This window comes from Streptomyces sp. NPDC053431 (assembly GCF_044544925.1).
Classification (GTDB): domain Bacteria; phylum Actinomycetota; class Actinomycetes; order Streptomycetales; family Streptomycetaceae; genus Streptomyces.
Genome location: NZ_JBITXX010000005.1, coordinates 185,476 through 200,903 on the forward strand (window position 1 = coordinate 185,476; position 15,428 = coordinate 200,903).

The 15,428-nt window shown below is 72.7% G+C and carries 11 protein-coding genes and 2 pseudogenes; 3 read left to right on the top strand and 10 right to left on the bottom strand.

Features of this window, described 5'->3' with window-relative positions; translation table 11 throughout:
- Positions 1-35: 35 nt before the first annotated feature.
- The 3 genes and pseudogenes from ACIGXE_RS15505 to pucL form a co-directional block, all read right to left on the bottom strand.
- The gene (locus ACIGXE_RS15505; RefSeq protein ID WP_399747429.1) at positions 36-1,607 is read right to left on the bottom strand and encodes a hypothetical protein; all 1,572 of its coding nucleotides are present in this window, start codon (positions 1,605-1,607) and stop codon (positions 36-38) included.
- A 184-nt stretch (positions 1,608-1,791) separates the two neighbouring features.
- Positions 1,792-2,019, bottom strand: a pseudogene (locus ACIGXE_RS15510) (alkylphosphonate utilization protein); the annotation flags it as partial.
- A gap of 127 nt (positions 2,020-2,146) precedes the next feature.
- Entirely contained in the window at positions 2,147-3,079 is a 933-nt protein-coding gene (pucL, locus tag ACIGXE_RS15515) for a factor-independent urate hydroxylase (protein ID WP_399747431.1), read from the bottom strand.
- A 410-nt stretch (positions 3,080-3,489) separates the two neighbouring features.
- Between pucL and ACIGXE_RS15520 the strand changes: the two genes are divergently transcribed.
- Both ACIGXE_RS15520 and ACIGXE_RS15525 read left to right on the top strand, forming a co-directional pair.
- Positions 3,490-5,319: an ABC transporter ATP-binding protein gene (locus ACIGXE_RS15520; protein WP_399747433.1), complete on the top strand. Its 1,830-nt coding sequence runs from the start codon at positions 3,490-3,492 to the stop codon at positions 5,317-5,319.
- A gap of 84 nt (positions 5,320-5,403) precedes the next feature.
- Positions 5,404-6,066 carry a DUF4328 domain-containing protein gene (locus ACIGXE_RS15525; RefSeq protein ID WP_399747435.1) on the top strand — a complete coding sequence of 221 codons (663 nt, stop codon included), beginning with the start codon at positions 5,404-5,406 and terminating at the stop codon, positions 6,064-6,066.
- A gap of 20 nt (positions 6,067-6,086) precedes the next feature.
- On the opposite strand, the gene ACIGXE_RS15530 is transcribed toward ACIGXE_RS15525, so the two are convergent.
- The 4 genes and pseudogenes from ACIGXE_RS15530 to ACIGXE_RS15545 form a co-directional block, all read right to left on the bottom strand.
- Complete coding sequence (locus ACIGXE_RS15530; protein ID WP_399747843.1) at positions 6,087-6,542, bottom strand: MaoC family dehydratase; 456 nt, start codon at positions 6,540-6,542, stop codon at positions 6,087-6,089.
- A 36-nt stretch (positions 6,543-6,578) separates the two neighbouring features.
- Positions 6,579-8,072: pseudogene (locus ACIGXE_RS15535) on the bottom strand (long-chain fatty acid--CoA ligase); the annotation flags it as partial.
- Positions 8,073-8,083: 11 nt separating this feature from the next.
- Positions 8,084-8,971: an amidohydrolase family protein gene (locus ACIGXE_RS15540; RefSeq protein WP_399747436.1), complete on the bottom strand. Its 888-nt coding sequence runs from the start codon at positions 8,969-8,971 to the stop codon at positions 8,084-8,086.
- Positions 8,968-9,897 carry an SDR family oxidoreductase gene (locus ACIGXE_RS15545; protein WP_399747438.1) on the bottom strand — a complete coding sequence of 310 codons (930 nt, stop codon included), beginning with the start codon at positions 9,895-9,897 and terminating at the stop codon, positions 8,968-8,970. The genes ACIGXE_RS15540 and ACIGXE_RS15545 overlap by 4 nt, the downstream gene beginning before the upstream one ends.
- Before the next feature lie 143 nt (positions 9,898-10,040).
- On the opposite strand from ACIGXE_RS15545, the gene ACIGXE_RS15550 reads away from it, so the two are divergent.
- Positions 10,041-10,544 (top strand): MarR family winged helix-turn-helix transcriptional regulator, encoded by a 504-nt coding sequence (locus tag ACIGXE_RS15550; RefSeq protein WP_399747439.1) that lies wholly within the window; start codon positions 10,041-10,043, stop codon positions 10,542-10,544.
- Here the strand turns inward: ACIGXE_RS15550 and ACIGXE_RS15555 are convergent.
- From ACIGXE_RS15555 to ACIGXE_RS15565, 3 genes are all read right to left on the bottom strand, one after another.
- Positions 10,541-11,362 carry an alpha/beta fold hydrolase gene (locus ACIGXE_RS15555; RefSeq protein WP_399747441.1) on the bottom strand — a complete coding sequence of 274 codons (822 nt, stop codon included), beginning with the start codon at positions 11,360-11,362 and terminating at the stop codon, positions 10,541-10,543. The two genes, ACIGXE_RS15550 and ACIGXE_RS15555, sit on opposite strands and share 4 nt — an antisense overlap.
- 68 nt (positions 11,363-11,430) lie before the next feature.
- On the bottom strand, positions 11,431-12,768 hold the full coding sequence (locus ACIGXE_RS15560; RefSeq protein ID WP_399747442.1) for a hypothetical protein: 1,338 nt from the start codon (positions 12,766-12,768) through the stop codon (positions 11,431-11,433).
- A 136-nt stretch (positions 12,769-12,904) separates the two neighbouring features.
- Positions 12,905-15,331, bottom strand: coding sequence for a discoidin domain-containing protein (locus ACIGXE_RS15565; protein WP_399747444.1), 2,427 nt, complete (start codon positions 15,329-15,331; stop codon positions 12,905-12,907).
- Positions 15,332-15,428 lie beyond the last annotated feature (97 nt).

The window sequence follows — 15,428 nt, forward strand, 5'->3', positions numbered from 1 at the left end:
CAGGCATGGCAGAGCATTCCGTTCGGCCCGGCGCCTCAGGAACCGGTGACGAACGAACCGCCGGACAGACCACCGGGTCCGGCGTGGCCGGGCCCGGCCGAGTGGAGGTTGCCGCCGCCGAGCCGGTCGAGGCCCGGACGGAACAGGCCGCCGCCCCTGCCGTCGGAGTCGGGCGAGGGCGTGCCCTCACGGCCGCCCCCACGACCGCCCTGACCGTCGCCGCCTCCGTCGCCGCCGCCTTCGCCTCCGCCGGAGCCGCCTCCGCCGGGTCGGCGCCCGTTTTCGCTGCTTCCGCCGCCGGTGTCGCCGCCTTCCCCGCCTCCGCCTTCGCCGCCGCCGCCTCCGCCGCCTTCGCCTCCGCCGGAGCCGCCTCCCCCGGGTCGGCGCCCGTTTTCGCTGCTGCCGCCGCCGGTGTCGCCGCCCTCCCCGCCGCCGCCTCCGCCTTCGCCGCCGCCTTCGCCTCCGCCGGATCCGCCTCCCCCGGGTCGGCGCCCGTTCTCGCTGCTGCCGCCGCCGGAGTCCCCGCCGCCTTCGCCGCCACCTCCGCCGCCGCCTTCGCCTCCGCCGGAGCCGCCTCCGCCGGGTCGGCGCCCGTTCTCGCTGTTCCCGCCGCCGGAGTCCCCGCCCCCTCCGCTCTCGCCGCCGCCCCCGCTGCCGCCGGAGTCCCCGCCGCCTTCGCCTTCGCCACGCTCGTAGATGCCGCCGTGCCCGAAGTCGCCGCCGCCTCCGCCCGAACCGCCGAAGCCGTCGCCAGGACCGCCGTCGAAGCCGCCCCCGTGCCCACCCGGGCCGGCACCGTGGCCGCCGAGCCCGCCGCCGAAGCCGCCCTCGCCGCCTCCGCCGAATCCGTCACCGCCGAATCCGCCGCCGGGACCCTCGCCGAAACCTCCGGCGAACCCTCCGCCGAAGCCGTCGCCCGCACCCTCGCCGAATCCGCCCCCGAATCCGTCACCGAAATCGCCTCCGGAGTCGCCCCCGAAGCCTCCGCCGAGGCCGCCCAGGCCGTCGCCGCCCTCGCCGAACCCGCCGGGGCCGTGCTCCCCGAAGTCGGCGCCGCCGTCGCCGAACGAGCCGAAGTCGCCGAAGCCGCCGAGCTCGCCCGGACCGTCGAGGCTCCCGTGAGCACCGCCGAGGTCGCCCAGCAGAGAGCCCTCCTCGCCGAGCTCGCCCAGGAGCGAGCCCCCGTCGTCGAAGGACGTCTCGGCGAGCGCGTCGCCCAGGCCGGCCGCGGGCACGGCGTCGTGCGCGGCCACGTCGGGCACCCCCACCTCGTGCGCGGCCAGGTGGGGCGCCGCCACGTCGGGCGCCCCCGCGTCGAGCGCCGCCACGTCGTGCGGCGGCGTGTCGAGCGGCACGTCGTGGTGGGCGAGGGCGCTCGCCCCGGTGCCGAAGAACAGGGACGACTTCGACAGGCGGGCGTCGAGGGCGGCCGGTCCGTCGGCCGTGGCGGTGTCCACGCGGAGCCGGCGCAGTTCGGCCACCTGCTCGGGCGTGAGGCCGAGTCTTCGGGCCGCCTCGTCGGCCTCGCCGTCGTGCAGCCGCGCGGCGAACTCGGGGTCGACCGCCAGGCGGGTCAGGGCATCGCGGAAGGCGTTGTCGTCGGTCATGGGCCTCACGTTCTCCGTCGGTACGCGTGCGCGCACGGTGCTTCCGGCGAGAAGTGGAGGGTCCCCCTGGTCGGTGGCCTGGATGCCGTTCCGGCCATCCCGACCGATGCCGGCATCGATCCTTATAAGGGGAGATGACCGGCCCGCGCAAGGCTTCGATCCAGGCCTTGCACCAGGCTTTACGTCAGGCCTTCCTCACCACGCCGGACTTCAGCCGCATGGGCCCGAAGCCGTCGACGCGGCAGTCGATGTCGTGGCCGTCGACGCCGTCCACCAGCCTGATGTTCCGCACCTTGGTGCCGGCCTTGATGCCGGTCGGGCTGCCCTTGACCTTCGACGTCCCGACGACGGTGACCGTGTCGCCGTCGGCGAGCACGTTGCCGACGGAGTCCTTGACCACCTTCCCGCCCCCGCTGCCGCTGCCGGCGTCGCCCCCGCCGGCCGTGTCGGACGATCCTACGGCGCGGCGCGCCGGGCGGCGGCCCGGGGCGCGTCCGGCCCCGGGCCACCGCAGGCGGTGTCACCGCCGGTCAGGCGGGTCAGGCGGTGATCCAGTCGCTGGTGGCGATGACCGGCTGGACGCCGTCGCGGTGGATGGTGCCCTCGATCAGGCCGTACATCCGGTCGGCGGCGTAGTAGACCTCGTTGTCGTTCTTGAGGCCGAAGGGCTCCAGGTCGACGAGGAAGTGGTGCTTGTTCGGCAGGTTGAGCCGGACCTCGTTGACGGACGCGCAGTGGTCGAGGACGCGCTCGGCCATGGCGTTGAGGGTCTGCTGCAGCGAGTAGCTGTAGGTCTCGGCGAAGGCCTCCAGCATGTGGCGCTTGACCTTCTTGTACGACTGGTCCCAGTCGAAGTCCGCGTTCCCGGCGGCGATCACCGAGTGGGCCCAGCGGGCGGTGACCTTCGTGGCCAGGATGCGGTCGTACGCCTCCTTGAGGGTCGTGTACCTGTCCTTGATGTAGCCGTGGAACTCGGAGTTGGTCGAGTTCATCACGGTCAGCTCACGCAGGCCCGAGATGACCTGGAGCTGTCCGGTCGACTTGCTGTAGGTGACCTGGGCGGTGCGCACCTCCTGGCCCTTGCGGACGAAGGAGTGCTGCTCGGGGCGGGTGGGTACGGGGATCCGGTCCCAGGCGAACTCCTCGACGCGGATCTGCGCCTCGTGGATCACCGGCTGCGAGTGCACGAAGTGCTTGGCGAGCAGGATCGCGAAGGCCTCGGGAGACGTGACGCCGTGCTCCTTGGCGAAGGCGTAGACCGTGTTCTTGGTGGTGTCGGTCGGCAGGCAGTTGCCGTTGTCACCGGTGAGGTGCACCTCGCGGAACTCGCCGCGCAGGGCGACGGAGACGTTCAGGTCGCGGATCTCGTGCCAGGCGCCCTCGTTGCCCTTGCGGCTGATCGTGACGATGCGGTTCTCGGCCTTGCCGTACTGGTTCTGGGCCAGGACGTGCTTGCCGGTGGACTTGCTCATGATGCGGCTCCTGCGGGTACGTGGATTCCGTGATCCCGTACGCCCGGCGTCCGGTGCCGCGTCCCTGCGCGACACCCCCCGCCGTCCGGCCCTCGCGCCCATGGGGCCGCCCCGGGACTGACGAGCATCCCGGTCCGTAGGTGTTCGACACGGATTGCAGCACAGGGCGTCCCGCCTCGACAAGAGCGGCGCCGTCGTTCCTGGGCGACTGCGTCCGGATTCCTTCCGGATCTTCCGGACCCGCGGCCGGGCCGTCCCGGCACCGACCCTCAGCGCGCGCCCGGCGCGGACGCCCGCAGGCGGCGGGCCTCGCGCGCCCCGGGCCCGCCCGAAAAACGCTTGGACGGCGTGGGGAGCGTCACGGGACACTGCGAGTTCTGTCCCTGGGGGTCCGACAAAGCAGGGTTGGAATGGATTCGCCTGAATCACACAAAGGTTCGCCGGGCCGCGGCCCGGTACTTCTCGCACTTCGCCACTACGGACGGGAGTTGGCCCGGCTTCGCCGGGTGACCGTTCCCGCGATGCTGCTCCCGGCGCTGGGCAACATCGGCATCGCCTACATCGCGCCACTGATCGTCGCGAAGCTCGTCGGCCACATCGCCGGCGACGACGCGAACGGCACCGGGACCGGGCTCGGCGCCATGCTGCCGTACGTCCTCGGCTTCGCCGTCGTCCTGCTGCTCTCCGAGGCGCTCTGGCGCGTCGGACTGCACTGTCTGAACCGCCTCGACGCCCTCGGCATCGAGCACCTCTACGTCATCGGCATGGACGAACTCTTCGCCAAGGACGCCGCGTTCTTCCACGACAACTTCGCGGGGTCGCTGACCAAACGGGTGCTCAGCTTCGCCTCCCGCTTCGAGGAGTTCGTCGACACGCTCACCTTCAACGTCATGGGCAGCTTCGTGCCCCTCACCTTCGCGTCGGTGGTCCTCTGGCTGTACGAGCCGCTGCTCGTGGTCGGCCTCCTCGTGATGATCCTCGTCACGGCGGTGTGCGTGACACCGCTCATCCGGCGCCGCCAGGTCCTCGTCGGCGAGCGCGAGGAGGCGATCGCCCGGGTGTCGGGCCACGTCGCCGACAGCCTCATGAACATGGACACCGTCCGCGCGTTCGCCGCCGAGGAGCGCGAGGCGGCCGAACACCGTTCCCGCGTCGCCGAGTCGAGGCGACTGACGCTGCGTTCGTGGGACTACGGCAACCTGCGCATCGACACGCTGGTCGCGCCCATGTCCGTCCTCACCAACGTGCTCGGTCTGACCGTGGCCCTCGCCCTCGGCGCCGGCGAGCACGGCGTGGAGGCGGTCATCGTCGCCTTCACGTACTACTCCAACGCGACCCGGATCATGTTCGAGTTCAACCAGATCTACCGCCGTCTGGAGAGCTCGATGACGGAGGCCGCACAGTTCACCGAACTGCTCCTCACCCCGCCGACGGTGGTGGACCCGGAGACCCCGGAGCCGCTGCGGTCCCGGGCCGCCGACGTGCGGTTCGAGCGGGTGACCTTCTCCCACGGGGGAGCGAAGCCGCTCTTCGAGGAGCTCGACCTGGACGTGCCCAGCGGCACCAAGATCGGCCTCGTCGGCCGGTCCGGCGGCGGCAAGACCACGCTCACCCGTCTGCTGCTGCGCATGACCGACGTCGACGCCGGCCGGATCCTGATCGGCGGCCAGGACATCAGCCGGATGTCCCAGGCCGACCTGCGCAGCCTGATCGCGTACGTGCCGCAGGAACCGGCGATGTTCCACCGCACCCTGCGGGACAACATCGCCTTCGCCCGGCCGGACGCCACCGACGCGGAGATCCGCCGGGCCGCCGAGGCGGCGCACGTGACGGAGTTCGCCGACGCGCTGCCGGAGGGCTTCGACACCATGGTCGGCGAGCGCGGCGTGAAGCTGTCCGGCGGCCAGCGCCAGCGGGTCGCCCTCGCCCGGGCGATCCTCCGCGACGCGCCGATCCTGCTGCTCGACGAGGCGACCAGCGCCCTCGACTCGGAGAGCGAGCTTCTCGTGCAGGACGCGCTCTGGCGGCTCATGGAGGGCCGGACGGCCCTCGTGGTGGCGCACCGCCTGAGCACGGTCGCCGGCATGGACCGGCTGGTCGTCCTCGACCGCGGCCGGGTCATCGAACAGGGCAGCCACCGGCAACTGCTGGCCGCGGAAGGCCCGTACGCCAAGCTGTGGCAGCACCAGTCGGGCGGTTTCCTGGACGACACCCCGACGGGGGCGGCCGAACTGCGCTGAACACACCGAGACCGACCGGCGGGGCCCCGACGGGCCCCGCCCCACCACAGCGGGGGCTGGTCACTGCCCGCCCCTGGACCTACCATGCCGATGATCACCGCCGCCGTGGGCCACCACGGCGGCGGCACCGCGCATTCCGGGGGGACATCCGTGGACCAGTACAACGTGCCCGTGGGGCCGGCGGCCGTACGCGGGCCCCGCTACCGGTTCCGCAATCCCGCCGGGCCCGCGCTCGTCGTCCAGTCGTTGATCGCCACCTCGGCGCTCGCCGACGTCTACATCATGCTGAGCGGGGGCGCGGACTCCCCCTGGCTCACCGAGCTGACGCCGCTGCCCGGCGGGCTTCAACTGGCCTGCTGGGGAACGTTCCTGTTCTGGTTCTTCCGGGTCCGCTGCAACGCCGAGGTGCTGGCCCCGGGCACCCACAAGTACGCCCCGGGCTTCGCCCTCGGCGCCTGGATCATCCCGCTCGCGATGTGGTGGCTGCCCCGGCGCATCACCCTCGACATCCGCCGGGCCGGCGGTCCGGCGCGTGACGTCTGGCTGATCAACGCCTGGTGGTTCGCCTGGCTCTGCGACGGCCCGCTCTCGGTCGCCGTCCACCTCGGCGTCCTGCACCAGACCGACTACCGCAATCCGGTGGACCAGTCCCTCTCCGTGGTGACCGCGATCCTGGCCGTCGCGGTCGTCCGCCGCGTCACCGCCGGCCAGCCGGCCGGGCCCCTGCCGTACTTCAACATGACCTGAGCCCGGCCGTTCCGGTCCCCCTACGCGTAGAAGCGCGACAGACTGCGCAGCACGCAGGCCGGCTTGGGGGCGCCCTCGATCTCGATCGTGCCGTCGACGGCGATCTGCACGCCGCCGGGGACGTCCTCGACCGAGGCGAGCCGGGCCCTGAGGCGCAGCCGGGAGCCCACCTTCACCGGGGCGGGGAAACGCACCTTGTCCAGGCCGTAGTTGACCTTGGTGGTGACGCCCCGGACGTCGAGGAGTTCGGTGAAGAGGGGGATGAAGAGGGCGAGGGTCAGGTAGCCGTGGGCGATGGGGGCGCCGAACGGGCCCTCCTTCGCGCGTTCCACGTCCACGTGGATCCACTGGTGGTCGCCGGTCGCGTCGGCGAAGCCGTCGACGCGCTCCTGGGTGACGTCGATCCACTCGCTGGTGCCCAGCTCGCTGCCGGCCAGCTTCTTCAGCGCGTCGATGCCGTCGACGGTGATGCCCATGGTGGTTCCTTCCTGAGGGTTGGTACGAGGTCGGTCGGAGGCGCCGTAGCGGCTGCGGAGCTGGTGCTTGAGGAGCTTCCCGGAGGCTGTGCGGGGCAGTGCGTCGACCAGCACGACGGACTTCGGGATCTTGTACTTCGCGAGGCGCCCGCCCAGGGAGGCGAGGATCCCGGCCGGGTCCGGCGCGCTGCCCTCGCGGAGGACGACGACCGCCCGGGCGGTCTCGCCCCACTTCTCGTGGGGCACGCCGATCACCGCGCACTCGGCGACGTCGGGGTGGGCGAGCAGGGCGTCCTCCACCTCGGCCGGGTAGATGTTCTCGCCGCCCGAGATGATCATGTCCTTGAGGCGGTCCACGATCGTGACGTGGCCGTCGGCGTCGACCCGGGCGGCGTCCCCGCTGCGGTACCAGCCCTCCACGAGGGCCGCCGCCGTCTCCTCCGGCAGGCCCCAGTAGCCGGCCATCACGTTCGGGCCGCTGACCAGCACCTCGCCGGGCTCGCCGACCGCCGCCGGCGTCAGGTCCGGGCGCACGACCCGGACGTCGGTGAAGAAGTGCGGCACCCCGGCGGAACCGGCCTTCGCCAGGGCGTGCTCCGCGTCGAGGAACAGCGCCCCGGGGGAGGCCTCCGTCATCCCGTACCCCTGGCAGAAGGTGAGGCCGCGATCCTGGTAGGTGGTGATGAGCGTGGTCGGCACGGGCGCGCCGCCGCAGTTGAGCAGGCGCAGGCTCGACAGGTCGGCCGCTGCCCAGCGCGGATGGCGGGCCATCAGGTCGTACATGGTCGGCACCCCGAACATGAACGTCACGCGGTGCCGTTCGATCAGGTCGAGCGTGCCGCCCGGGTCGAAGGACTCGACCAGCACGCACGCGCCGCCCTTGAGGAGCACGGGCAGGGTCAGCATGTTGAGCCCGCCGGTGTGGAACAGCGGTGCGGACACCAGCGCGGTCTCGTCGGCGACCAGGTCGAGGTCGACGAGCACGTTCAGCGCGTTCCAGACGATGTTCCCGTGGGTCAGCATCGCGCCCTTGGGGCGGCCCGTCGTCCCCGAGGTGTACATGATGAGGCCGACGTCGTCGGCCGAGACCGTCTCGTCGATCGGTGCCGTGGAGCCGCCGGCCAGCAGCTCCTCGTACGCCGTGCCGCCCACCTCGACGACGGTCCGCGCCCCGCCCGACTCGGCGACCACGGCGCCGAATCCGGGGGAGTGGAGCAGCACGCCGCTGCCCGAGTCCTCCAGCTGGTACGCGATCTCCGGGGCGGCCAGCCGGGTGTTGAGCGGCACGAACACCGCGCCGAGCATGCCGGCGGCGAACAGGGCCTCCAGGAAGGCCGGATGGTTCGGGCCGAGGTAGGCGACGCGGTCACCGCGCCGGACGCCGGCCGCGCGCAGGGCGTGGGCCAGCCGCGTGGTGCGCTCGTGCAGCTCGCCGTAGGTGACGGTGTTCGAGCCGTGGATCAGGGCGGTACGGTGCGGGGTCTTGCGGGCCCGGCGTGCGGGCCACGACCCCAGTCCCTCGTTGCGCATGACGGGCCCTTTCAGGCGGGGGCGTCGGTCAGACCGAGCAGCCGGGCGGCGTTCTCCTTGAGGATCTTGGGCCGGACCTCGTCCTTGATCGGCAGCTTGGCGAAGTCGGCCAGCCAGCGGTCCGGGCTGAGCACCGGATAATCGGAGCCGAACAGCACCTTGTCCTTGAGCAGGGTGTTGGCGTACTGCACGAGCTGCGGCGGGAAGTACTTCGGCGACCAGCCGGACAGGTCGATGTGGACGCCCGGCTTGTGGGTGGCCACCGCCAGCGCCTCGTCCTGCCAGGGGAAGGACGGATGCGCCAGGATGATCTTGAGATGGGGGAAGTCGGCGGCGACGTCGTCGACGTGCAGCGGGTTGGAGTACTTGAGGCGGATGCCGCCCCCGCCGGGCACGCCCGCGCCGATACCGGTCTGGCCGGTGTGGAAGAGGGCGATGGTCCCGGTCTCCTCCATCACCTCGTACAGCCCGTACGCGATCCGGTCGTCGGGGAAGAAGCCCTGGATGCTGGGGTGGAACTTGAAGCCCCGGACCCCGTACTCCTCGACGAGCCGGCGGGCCCGCCGTACCCCCGCCCGGCCCCGGAACGGGTCGATCGAGGCGAAGGGGATGAGCACGTCGGGGTGGGCGGCGGCGGTCTCGGCGATCTCCTCGTTGGGGATCGGCTCGGTGCCGGTGGCGTGTTCGGCGTCCACGGTGAAGACCACCGCGGCCATCCGCCGCTGCCGGTAGTAGGCGGCCATCTCCTCCAGCGTGGGCTTCCGTTCGCCCTCGACCTTGAAGTACGCGCCGGAGGCGGCGTGCAGGTCCTCGGAGAGCGAGGCGTGGCCGCGGGCCGAGACCTCGCAGTGGGTGTGGACGTCGATCGCGTCGAGCCGGCCCACGTCGATCGTGTTCATCGGGCCTCCGGGAGCCGCGGGGCCGGGATGCCGACGGTCTGCGGCTCGCGGCCCACCGAGGTGTGCCAGGCGGCGGCGATCGCGTCCGGGGTCCAGCCGCCGTCGGCGTACGCGGTGGCCACCTCCTGCGGGTGCGACCACAGGGCGAGCCGGTCCCCGCCGATCCCCACGCACTGGCCGGTGATACCGCGGGCGGCGTCCGAGGCGAGGAAGGGCACGAGCGCCGCGCAGTCCTCGGGCGTGCCGAAGCCCTCGCCCTGGCGCAGGAAGGCGGGGAGCGGCTCGCCGCGCTTCATCGCCTCGACGTACGGGGCGAAGGCGGGGATCGTCTCCGTCATCGCGGTGGCGGCCACCGGGACGACGGCGTTGACGGTGATGTCGGCCTTGGCCAGCTCCATCGACCAGGTGCGGGCCATGGCGGCGACACCGGCCTTGGCGGCCGCGTAGTTGGTCTGGCCGAAGTTGCCGCGCTGGCCCGCCGGGGAGCCGACCAGGATCAGCCGGCCGCCCTCGCCCTGCTCGCGCATCCGGACGGCGGCGGCCCGGGCACAGGTGAAGGTGCCCTTGAGGTGGGTGGTGACGACGGCGTCGAAGTCGTCGTCGGTCATCTTCCAGAGCACGCGGTCGCGCAGGATGCCGGCGTTGGTGACGAGGACGTCGAGCCGGCCGAAGGCGTCCACGGCGCGGGCGACGAGCCGGTCGGCGGCCTCGGCGGTGCCGACCGCGACGACCTCGGCGACGGCCCGGCCGCCGGCCGCCACGATCGTGTCGACGGCCTGCCGGGCGACCTCCTCGTCGAGGTCGTTGACGACGACGGAGGCGCCCGCGGCGGCGAGTGCGGAGGCGTAGGCGAGGCCGAGTCCCCGGCCGGAGCCGGTGACGACGGCGACCTTGCCGGTGAGGTCGACGGTGGACGGGTGCGGCATGAGGGTCCCTTCGGAAGGCGGGAGGAGAAGCGGTCGGGAGAGCGTGAGCTCGATCGACGACGATCCGCTGAATGGAAGCTAGGACCAATCATTGTTGACGTCAATAGTTGTTTCCTTCACTGATGCTGCGGCATGATGGCGCCATGGACGACAGGGACGAACCATGGATGCGCGCACTGCACGCCGACACCGGCTATCTGCTCTACCGGCTGGGACTGCGCTCCGGGCAGCTCTTCAACACCGCCCTCCAGGAGTCCGGGCTACGGCTGCGCCACTACGCGCTGCTGCGCTACCTGGCCACCGTCGAGGGCGCGCTCCAGCGTGAGCTGAGCTCCCGGCTCGGGTACGACCCCAGCGCCATCGTCGGCCTCGTCGACGACCTCGAACGCCTCGGCCTGGTGGAACGCCGGCCCGCGCCCGGCGACCGGCGCAGCCGGATCGTCGTCCTCACCGACGCCGGCCGCGGCTTCCTCAAGGACACCGACCGCACCAGCCGCCGCGTCACCGACGGCCTCCTCGCACCCCTCTCGGCAGAGGAGCGGACCGTCCTGCACGGACTGCTGCGGAGGGTCGCCGAACCCGAGGACGGGGACGCCTCCCAGGGCGCGTCCGGCGGATCGCGCCGGCGCCCTGACGACAGGACCTAGAACCCGGCGGGATCCGCGAAGAACGACGTCACCGTGGCCGTGAACTCCGCGGGATGCGTGGCGTGCGGGATGTGGCCCGCGCCCTCGAAGACGTGGGTACGGACCCCGGGCAGCGCGCCGGCGACCCGGTCGGCGACCGCGGCGAACCACGCGGGACTCTCCGTCCCCCGGGTCAGCAGGGCCGGCACGTCGCAGTCGCGCAGGGCGGCCAGGTCGAGCGTGGCCCAGGCCGGATCGCCCTGCTCGTCGAGGAACGTGGGCGCGTTGGTGACGAACGTGTCCCGCAGCTCCTGCGGAAACGCCTCCCACGCGCCGGGCCCGAAGGCCACCTCCTCCACGAACGTCCGCGCCCCCGCCAGGGCGTCACCCTCCCGCAGCAGGCCGACGACCCGCGCGAGCCGCTCCTCGGTGGCCGCGACCTGCTCGCGCAGGGCGGGGACCCCGGCCACCAGGTCGATCAGCGGCGGCTCGTGCACGGCGATCCCCCGGAACAGGTCCGGCCGACGCGCGGCGAGCCCGAGCGTGATCGAGGCGCCGAAGGAGTTGCCCACCACGTACGCGGGGGCGAAACCGAGCGTCTCGAGCAGTGCGGCCAGGTCCTCCTCGTCCTCGCGCCGCGAGCCCTGTCCCTCCTGGCGGTCGCTCTCGCTGTGCCCGCGCCGGTCGTAGACCAGCACCCGATGGCGCAGCGCGAGCCCGTGGACGACCTGGTCCCAGTCGTGGTGGTCGCCCCACGAACCGTGCACCAGGACCAGCGGGTCCCCGTCCCCGCCGGCCTCGCAGAACAGCCCGACGCCGTCGACCTCGACCCTTGCCATACCTGCTCCCTGCGGCGACCAGCGGACGAACCGGAAAACCCCCCGTCCATCCTCCCGACCGCCGTCGCTCAGGGGTGGGAGAACACGCAGGCCATGCGGGTGTCGGGATTGCCGCTCATCCCGACGATCGCCCCGCCGTCCGCCCCGTTCACCCGGGCGTGCGCGCCCGCGTACCCCTGCGAGGTGAGGAACACGCCGACGGCCGCGACCCGGTCGTCGACCAGGCCCGTCGCCGGGTCGAGCACCGGCTCGGGTCGCGGCACCACCCGCTCCTGCGCCAGGTACCCGTGCTCCGCGGCGACGGTCAGCGCCTCCCGCCACTCGGCGTCGTCGCACTCCCAGCCGACGAAGGTGTCCAGGCCGCCGTGTCCGGCGCCGGGCTTGAGGATCAGGCGCTCCCGGCGCTCCCGGCACACGTCGAGCAACCCGGGCGGCGCCGTGCGGCTCAGCGTCCGGCTCCACGGCAGGACCCGGTCCACCAGAGCCCGTTCGGCGTCGTCGAAGGCCCCGGCCCAGCGCGGGTCGGACAGCAGGGCGAGCGCGTTCTTGTGCGCGTACAGACCGCTCTCCAGCGACGTGTACAGCACGGTACGGCCGGCTTCGTGCGCGCGGAACAGGTGCTCCGCGACCTCCGGCCCGGCCGGGTCGTCGAGCAGCTGGCGCGCCCCGAAATTGCGCAGGACCAGGTCGAGCGGGACGCCGTCGAGGGTCAGCTTGCCGTCGGACCGGGTACGGAGGTCGCCGACCTCGCCGATGCGCAGGTCGAGCCCCTGCGCGGACATCGCCTCCTGGAAGGCCCGCATCAGCGTGCCGTACGGGCCGATGCCGCCGTTCCCCTCGACGAGCCCGACCACCGGCTCCGCGGTACCGCTCGACAGCGCGGTCCTCGCCCGCTCGCGCAGGTCCTCCGCCAGCAGCGCGGCCGTGTCGACATGGCCGAGGCCGTGCGCGGCGGCGAAGGCGGCGAACTCGCCGACCTCCAGCAGAGCCGCGTTGCACACGGCCATGTCCATGCCCCCGACCTCGCTGCCGAGGTTGAACTCCAGGAGCCGGTAGCCGGTGCCGTCGTGGTAGGCGTCGGCCCGGCCCAGCTTCGCCGGACGCCCGTCGGCGCACCGCCGCAGCAGGGCGGCGTGCCGCGGGTCGAGGCCGAGCTCCTTCGCGTACCGCTCGACGTCGGCGCCGAAGAGGCGGTCCGGGAGAGAGACGAGCAGTTCGAACAGGCCCTCCAGGTCCCGGGCGAACGCCGCCGTCTCCGCCTCCTGGACGAACCAGGGCCGCGGCAGCAGATGGCGCCGCCACGCCTCGTCGAAGGCCGGCGGGAACGCGGCGCTCGCCACCGCGTCCCGTAAGCCCGCGTTCCCGTTCCGGCACTCGTCCGTGTAAGTACGGCTCAGGACAGTCATGCGCACCATCCGACCACGGCCGGCGGCCCCGGGAACAGGCCCGGGACCGCCGTACGTCGCCCGCCCGGCCCACGACCGCCGGACGTCGCCCCGCGACCGCCGGACGTCGCCCGCCCGTCGCCCGGGGGCCGCCCGGCTACGAGCCCCAGGCCTCGAACTCGTAGATGCGGGCGGCCGGATCCGTCGTCTGCGTGGGCCTGGTGATCGACAGGCGCACGTAGCGGGCGGTGACCGAGACCGGGTGGGTCGTGGTCGCCGCCGTGTTGCCGGTGACCGTCACGGCCGTGGTCCAGGGGGCGGTCGCGCTGTCCCGGACCTGGACGGTGAAGTCCCGGGTGTTCCAGCTCGCGCTCTCGCCGCCCGCCGCCGCGTGCTTCACCACGAAGCGGTGGAGCGCGCGGGACGCGCCCAAATCCACCTCCAGCCACTGGGTGCTCGTCAGCGTGCACCACTTGTCGCCGTTGCCGCCGGACACGCTGCCGTTCACGGCCTTGGCCGCGGTCTCGGTCGTGTTGCACTGCCCCGAGGCCGTCGCCGGCCGGTTCAGGGCCAGATCGGCGTCGGCGGAGGCCGACCACGTCACCGTGGTGCTCGCGGCGGGCGAACGCCCGTACTCCGTGGAGACCGCCTCCACGTCCAGCGTGGTGCTCGTCTCGGTGCCGACCCGGTCGAGCCGCGGCACGAAGTAGCTGTCGTTGGGCGTGGCGCCGAGGAACGTGCGGCTGCCGTCGGGATTGCGGCGGTACACCTCGTAGTGGCGCACGTCCCCGGCGGCCGACGCCGTCCACGCCATCCGCAGAGTCTTGGTCGTGGCGCCGGTGTCCGTCGTGCCGAGCACGGTGGGCGCCGAGGGCGCGGACGGGGCGTCCACCGCCCCGTCGTAGAGCGCGAGCCGGCCCACCTTGATGTCGTACGAGGCGGCCGTGCCGGTGGTCCGGAGGCCGATCTGCGCCACGGTGCGCCCGGCGTACGCGGACAGGTCGAGCGTCCGGTTCTCCCAGCCCGCCGTCGTGGTGGAACCGAGGTCGAAGGTGGTGAACGTGGTGGGGGAGTCGGTGAACGACACCGCGGCCTTCAGCCGGGTCGGTCCGGCGGCCGGGGTCTTCACGACCACGGACAGCTTGGTGTCGGCCGCCACCGGGAGCCGCGTCTGGTAGAGCCGTACGGTGTTCACCGCGTCCAGGACGCCGGAGAGCCGCAGCGCGGAGCCGCCCTCGTAGGCGTCGGTGAAGTCGAGCGCGGGCTTCAGCTTCGTGCCGGTGGACTCCACCAGCCAGCGGTAGGTCGGCGGCACGTCCTGGAGGGAGAGGTTGTTCCAGCCGCCGGTGGACACCCGCACCCCGCCGGAGTGGTAGAAGTCGCCCTGCCCGGCGTCGAAGGAGGTCACGAAGGGTTTGGCGGTGATCGGGGACGACTCCGCGACGTAGGTGGCGAGGCCCTTCCAGGAGGACGTGGTCGTGGTGTCCGAGGGATCGCCGTTGGCGCCGTCCCAGTAGCGCGCCTCCCGCGCGTACGAATCGGCCCGGCCCGTCGAGGAGTTGTGGGTCCACTCGGGTCGGTACAGGCCGAGCGAGGTGGTGTGCGGCTTGCCGGCCGGGAAGACGGCGCTCCACGGGACGCTCGTGTCGTAGCCGTTGGCCTCGGTGTCCACCCCGGCGAAGAGCTCGTACTCGCTCCGGCCGAGGGAGCGGGCGAGGCTCCGCGAGGAGTCCAGGGCGGCGGAGCCCCAGCCGAAGTCGAGGAACATCGAGTCGCTGGTCCGCTGCGAACCCTCCTGCAGGAAGGCGTCGTTGGCGGTGGTGAGCGCGTCCTGCCAGCTGACCGAGCCGGACTCGGTCATCGCGTCGTACCACATGAACTCGACGGGGCCGAGCGAGCGGGCGTAGCGCAGGGTGTCGCGCATCTCGGTGGCGAGGGCGGTGTCGCCGCCGGCCGTCTCCTGGTTGACGAACCAGCCGTCGAAGCCGTAGTACCGCGCGGCCTGCGCCAGCTTGTCGGCGACCGGGTAGCGCGTGCCGGACTTCTGGACGAAGTCGCGCACCCACTGGATCTGGCCCCCGTACGCGGTGGGCGGGAAGAACACCGTGCCGTACACCTTCACGCCGTTGCGGTGGGCGGCGTCGATCACCGTGGGGTTCGGCGCGAGGATCAGCCCCTCGCCGGCCGAACCGCCCCAGAAGACCAGCTTGTCGACGTACTGCCAGTGCCCGAAGGCGTAGTAGCGCGGATCGAGCGAGCCCTGCGAGGGGTTGTTGGAGGTCGGTGCGAAGGACACCAGGGACACGATCCCGCCCTCGCCCGCGCGGGCGTTCGCGTTCGCCTTCAGCGCGGGATCGGAGACGCGCGGCGCGAGCGGCACGCGGGAGCGGTTGAACCGGGCGTCGGGGTCGGTGGCGGGGTCCCAGTCCAGGATCGTGTTCGGGTACCAGTACGAGGCGTACGGCTGGTTGCCCGCGGCGTCGGCGACAACGTTGTCGGACGCCGATGCGCTCGGCGTGGCGGCAAGGCCGAGCGCGGCCGCGGACAGGGCCGCGGCCAGCAGGAGGTGCAGGGGTCGTCTCATCGGAGCTCCGGTCCAGCTGAGGGGGAAGGGGCTGGTGGTGCCGGTGGCGCGATGGTGCGGAGTTCGTCCGGTGCGGAGGCTAAAGGGATTTAGCGAA

Coding starts and splice junctions, on each gene's coding strand:
- ACIGXE_RS15560 (WP_399747442.1), bottom strand. CDS start 12,768: ATGACTGTCCTGAGCCGTACTTACACGGACGAGTGCCGGAACGGGAAC.
- ACIGXE_RS15540 (WP_399747436.1), bottom strand. CDS start 8,971: ATGAACACGATCGACGTGGGCCGGCTCGACGCGATCGACGTCCACACC.
- ACIGXE_RS15545 (WP_399747438.1), bottom strand. CDS start 9,897: ATGCCGCACCCGTCCACCGTCGACCTCACCGGCAAGGTCGCCGTCGTC.
- ACIGXE_RS15550 (WP_399747439.1), top strand. CDS start 10,041: ATGGACGACAGGGACGAACCATGGATGCGCGCACTGCACGCCGACACC.
- ACIGXE_RS15565 (WP_399747444.1), bottom strand. CDS start 15,331: ATGAGACGACCCCTGCACCTCCTGCTGGCCGCGGCCCTGTCCGCGGCC.
- ACIGXE_RS15505 (WP_399747429.1), bottom strand. CDS start 1,607: ATGACCGACGACAACGCCTTCCGCGATGCCCTGACCCGCCTGGCGGTC.
- pucL (WP_399747431.1), bottom strand. CDS start 3,079: ATGAGCAAGTCCACCGGCAAGCACGTCCTGGCCCAGAACCAGTACGGC.
- ACIGXE_RS15525 (WP_399747435.1), top strand. CDS start 5,404: ATGCCGATGATCACCGCCGCCGTGGGCCACCACGGCGGCGGCACCGCG.
- ACIGXE_RS15555 (WP_399747441.1), bottom strand. CDS start 11,362: ATGGCAAGGGTCGAGGTCGACGGCGTCGGGCTGTTCTGCGAGGCCGGC.
- ACIGXE_RS15530 (WP_399747843.1), bottom strand. CDS start 6,542: ATGGGCATCACCGTCGACGGCATCGACGCGCTGAAGAAGCTGGCCGGC.
- ACIGXE_RS15520 (WP_399747433.1), top strand. CDS start 3,490: ATGGATTCGCCTGAATCACACAAAGGTTCGCCGGGCCGCGGCCCGGTA.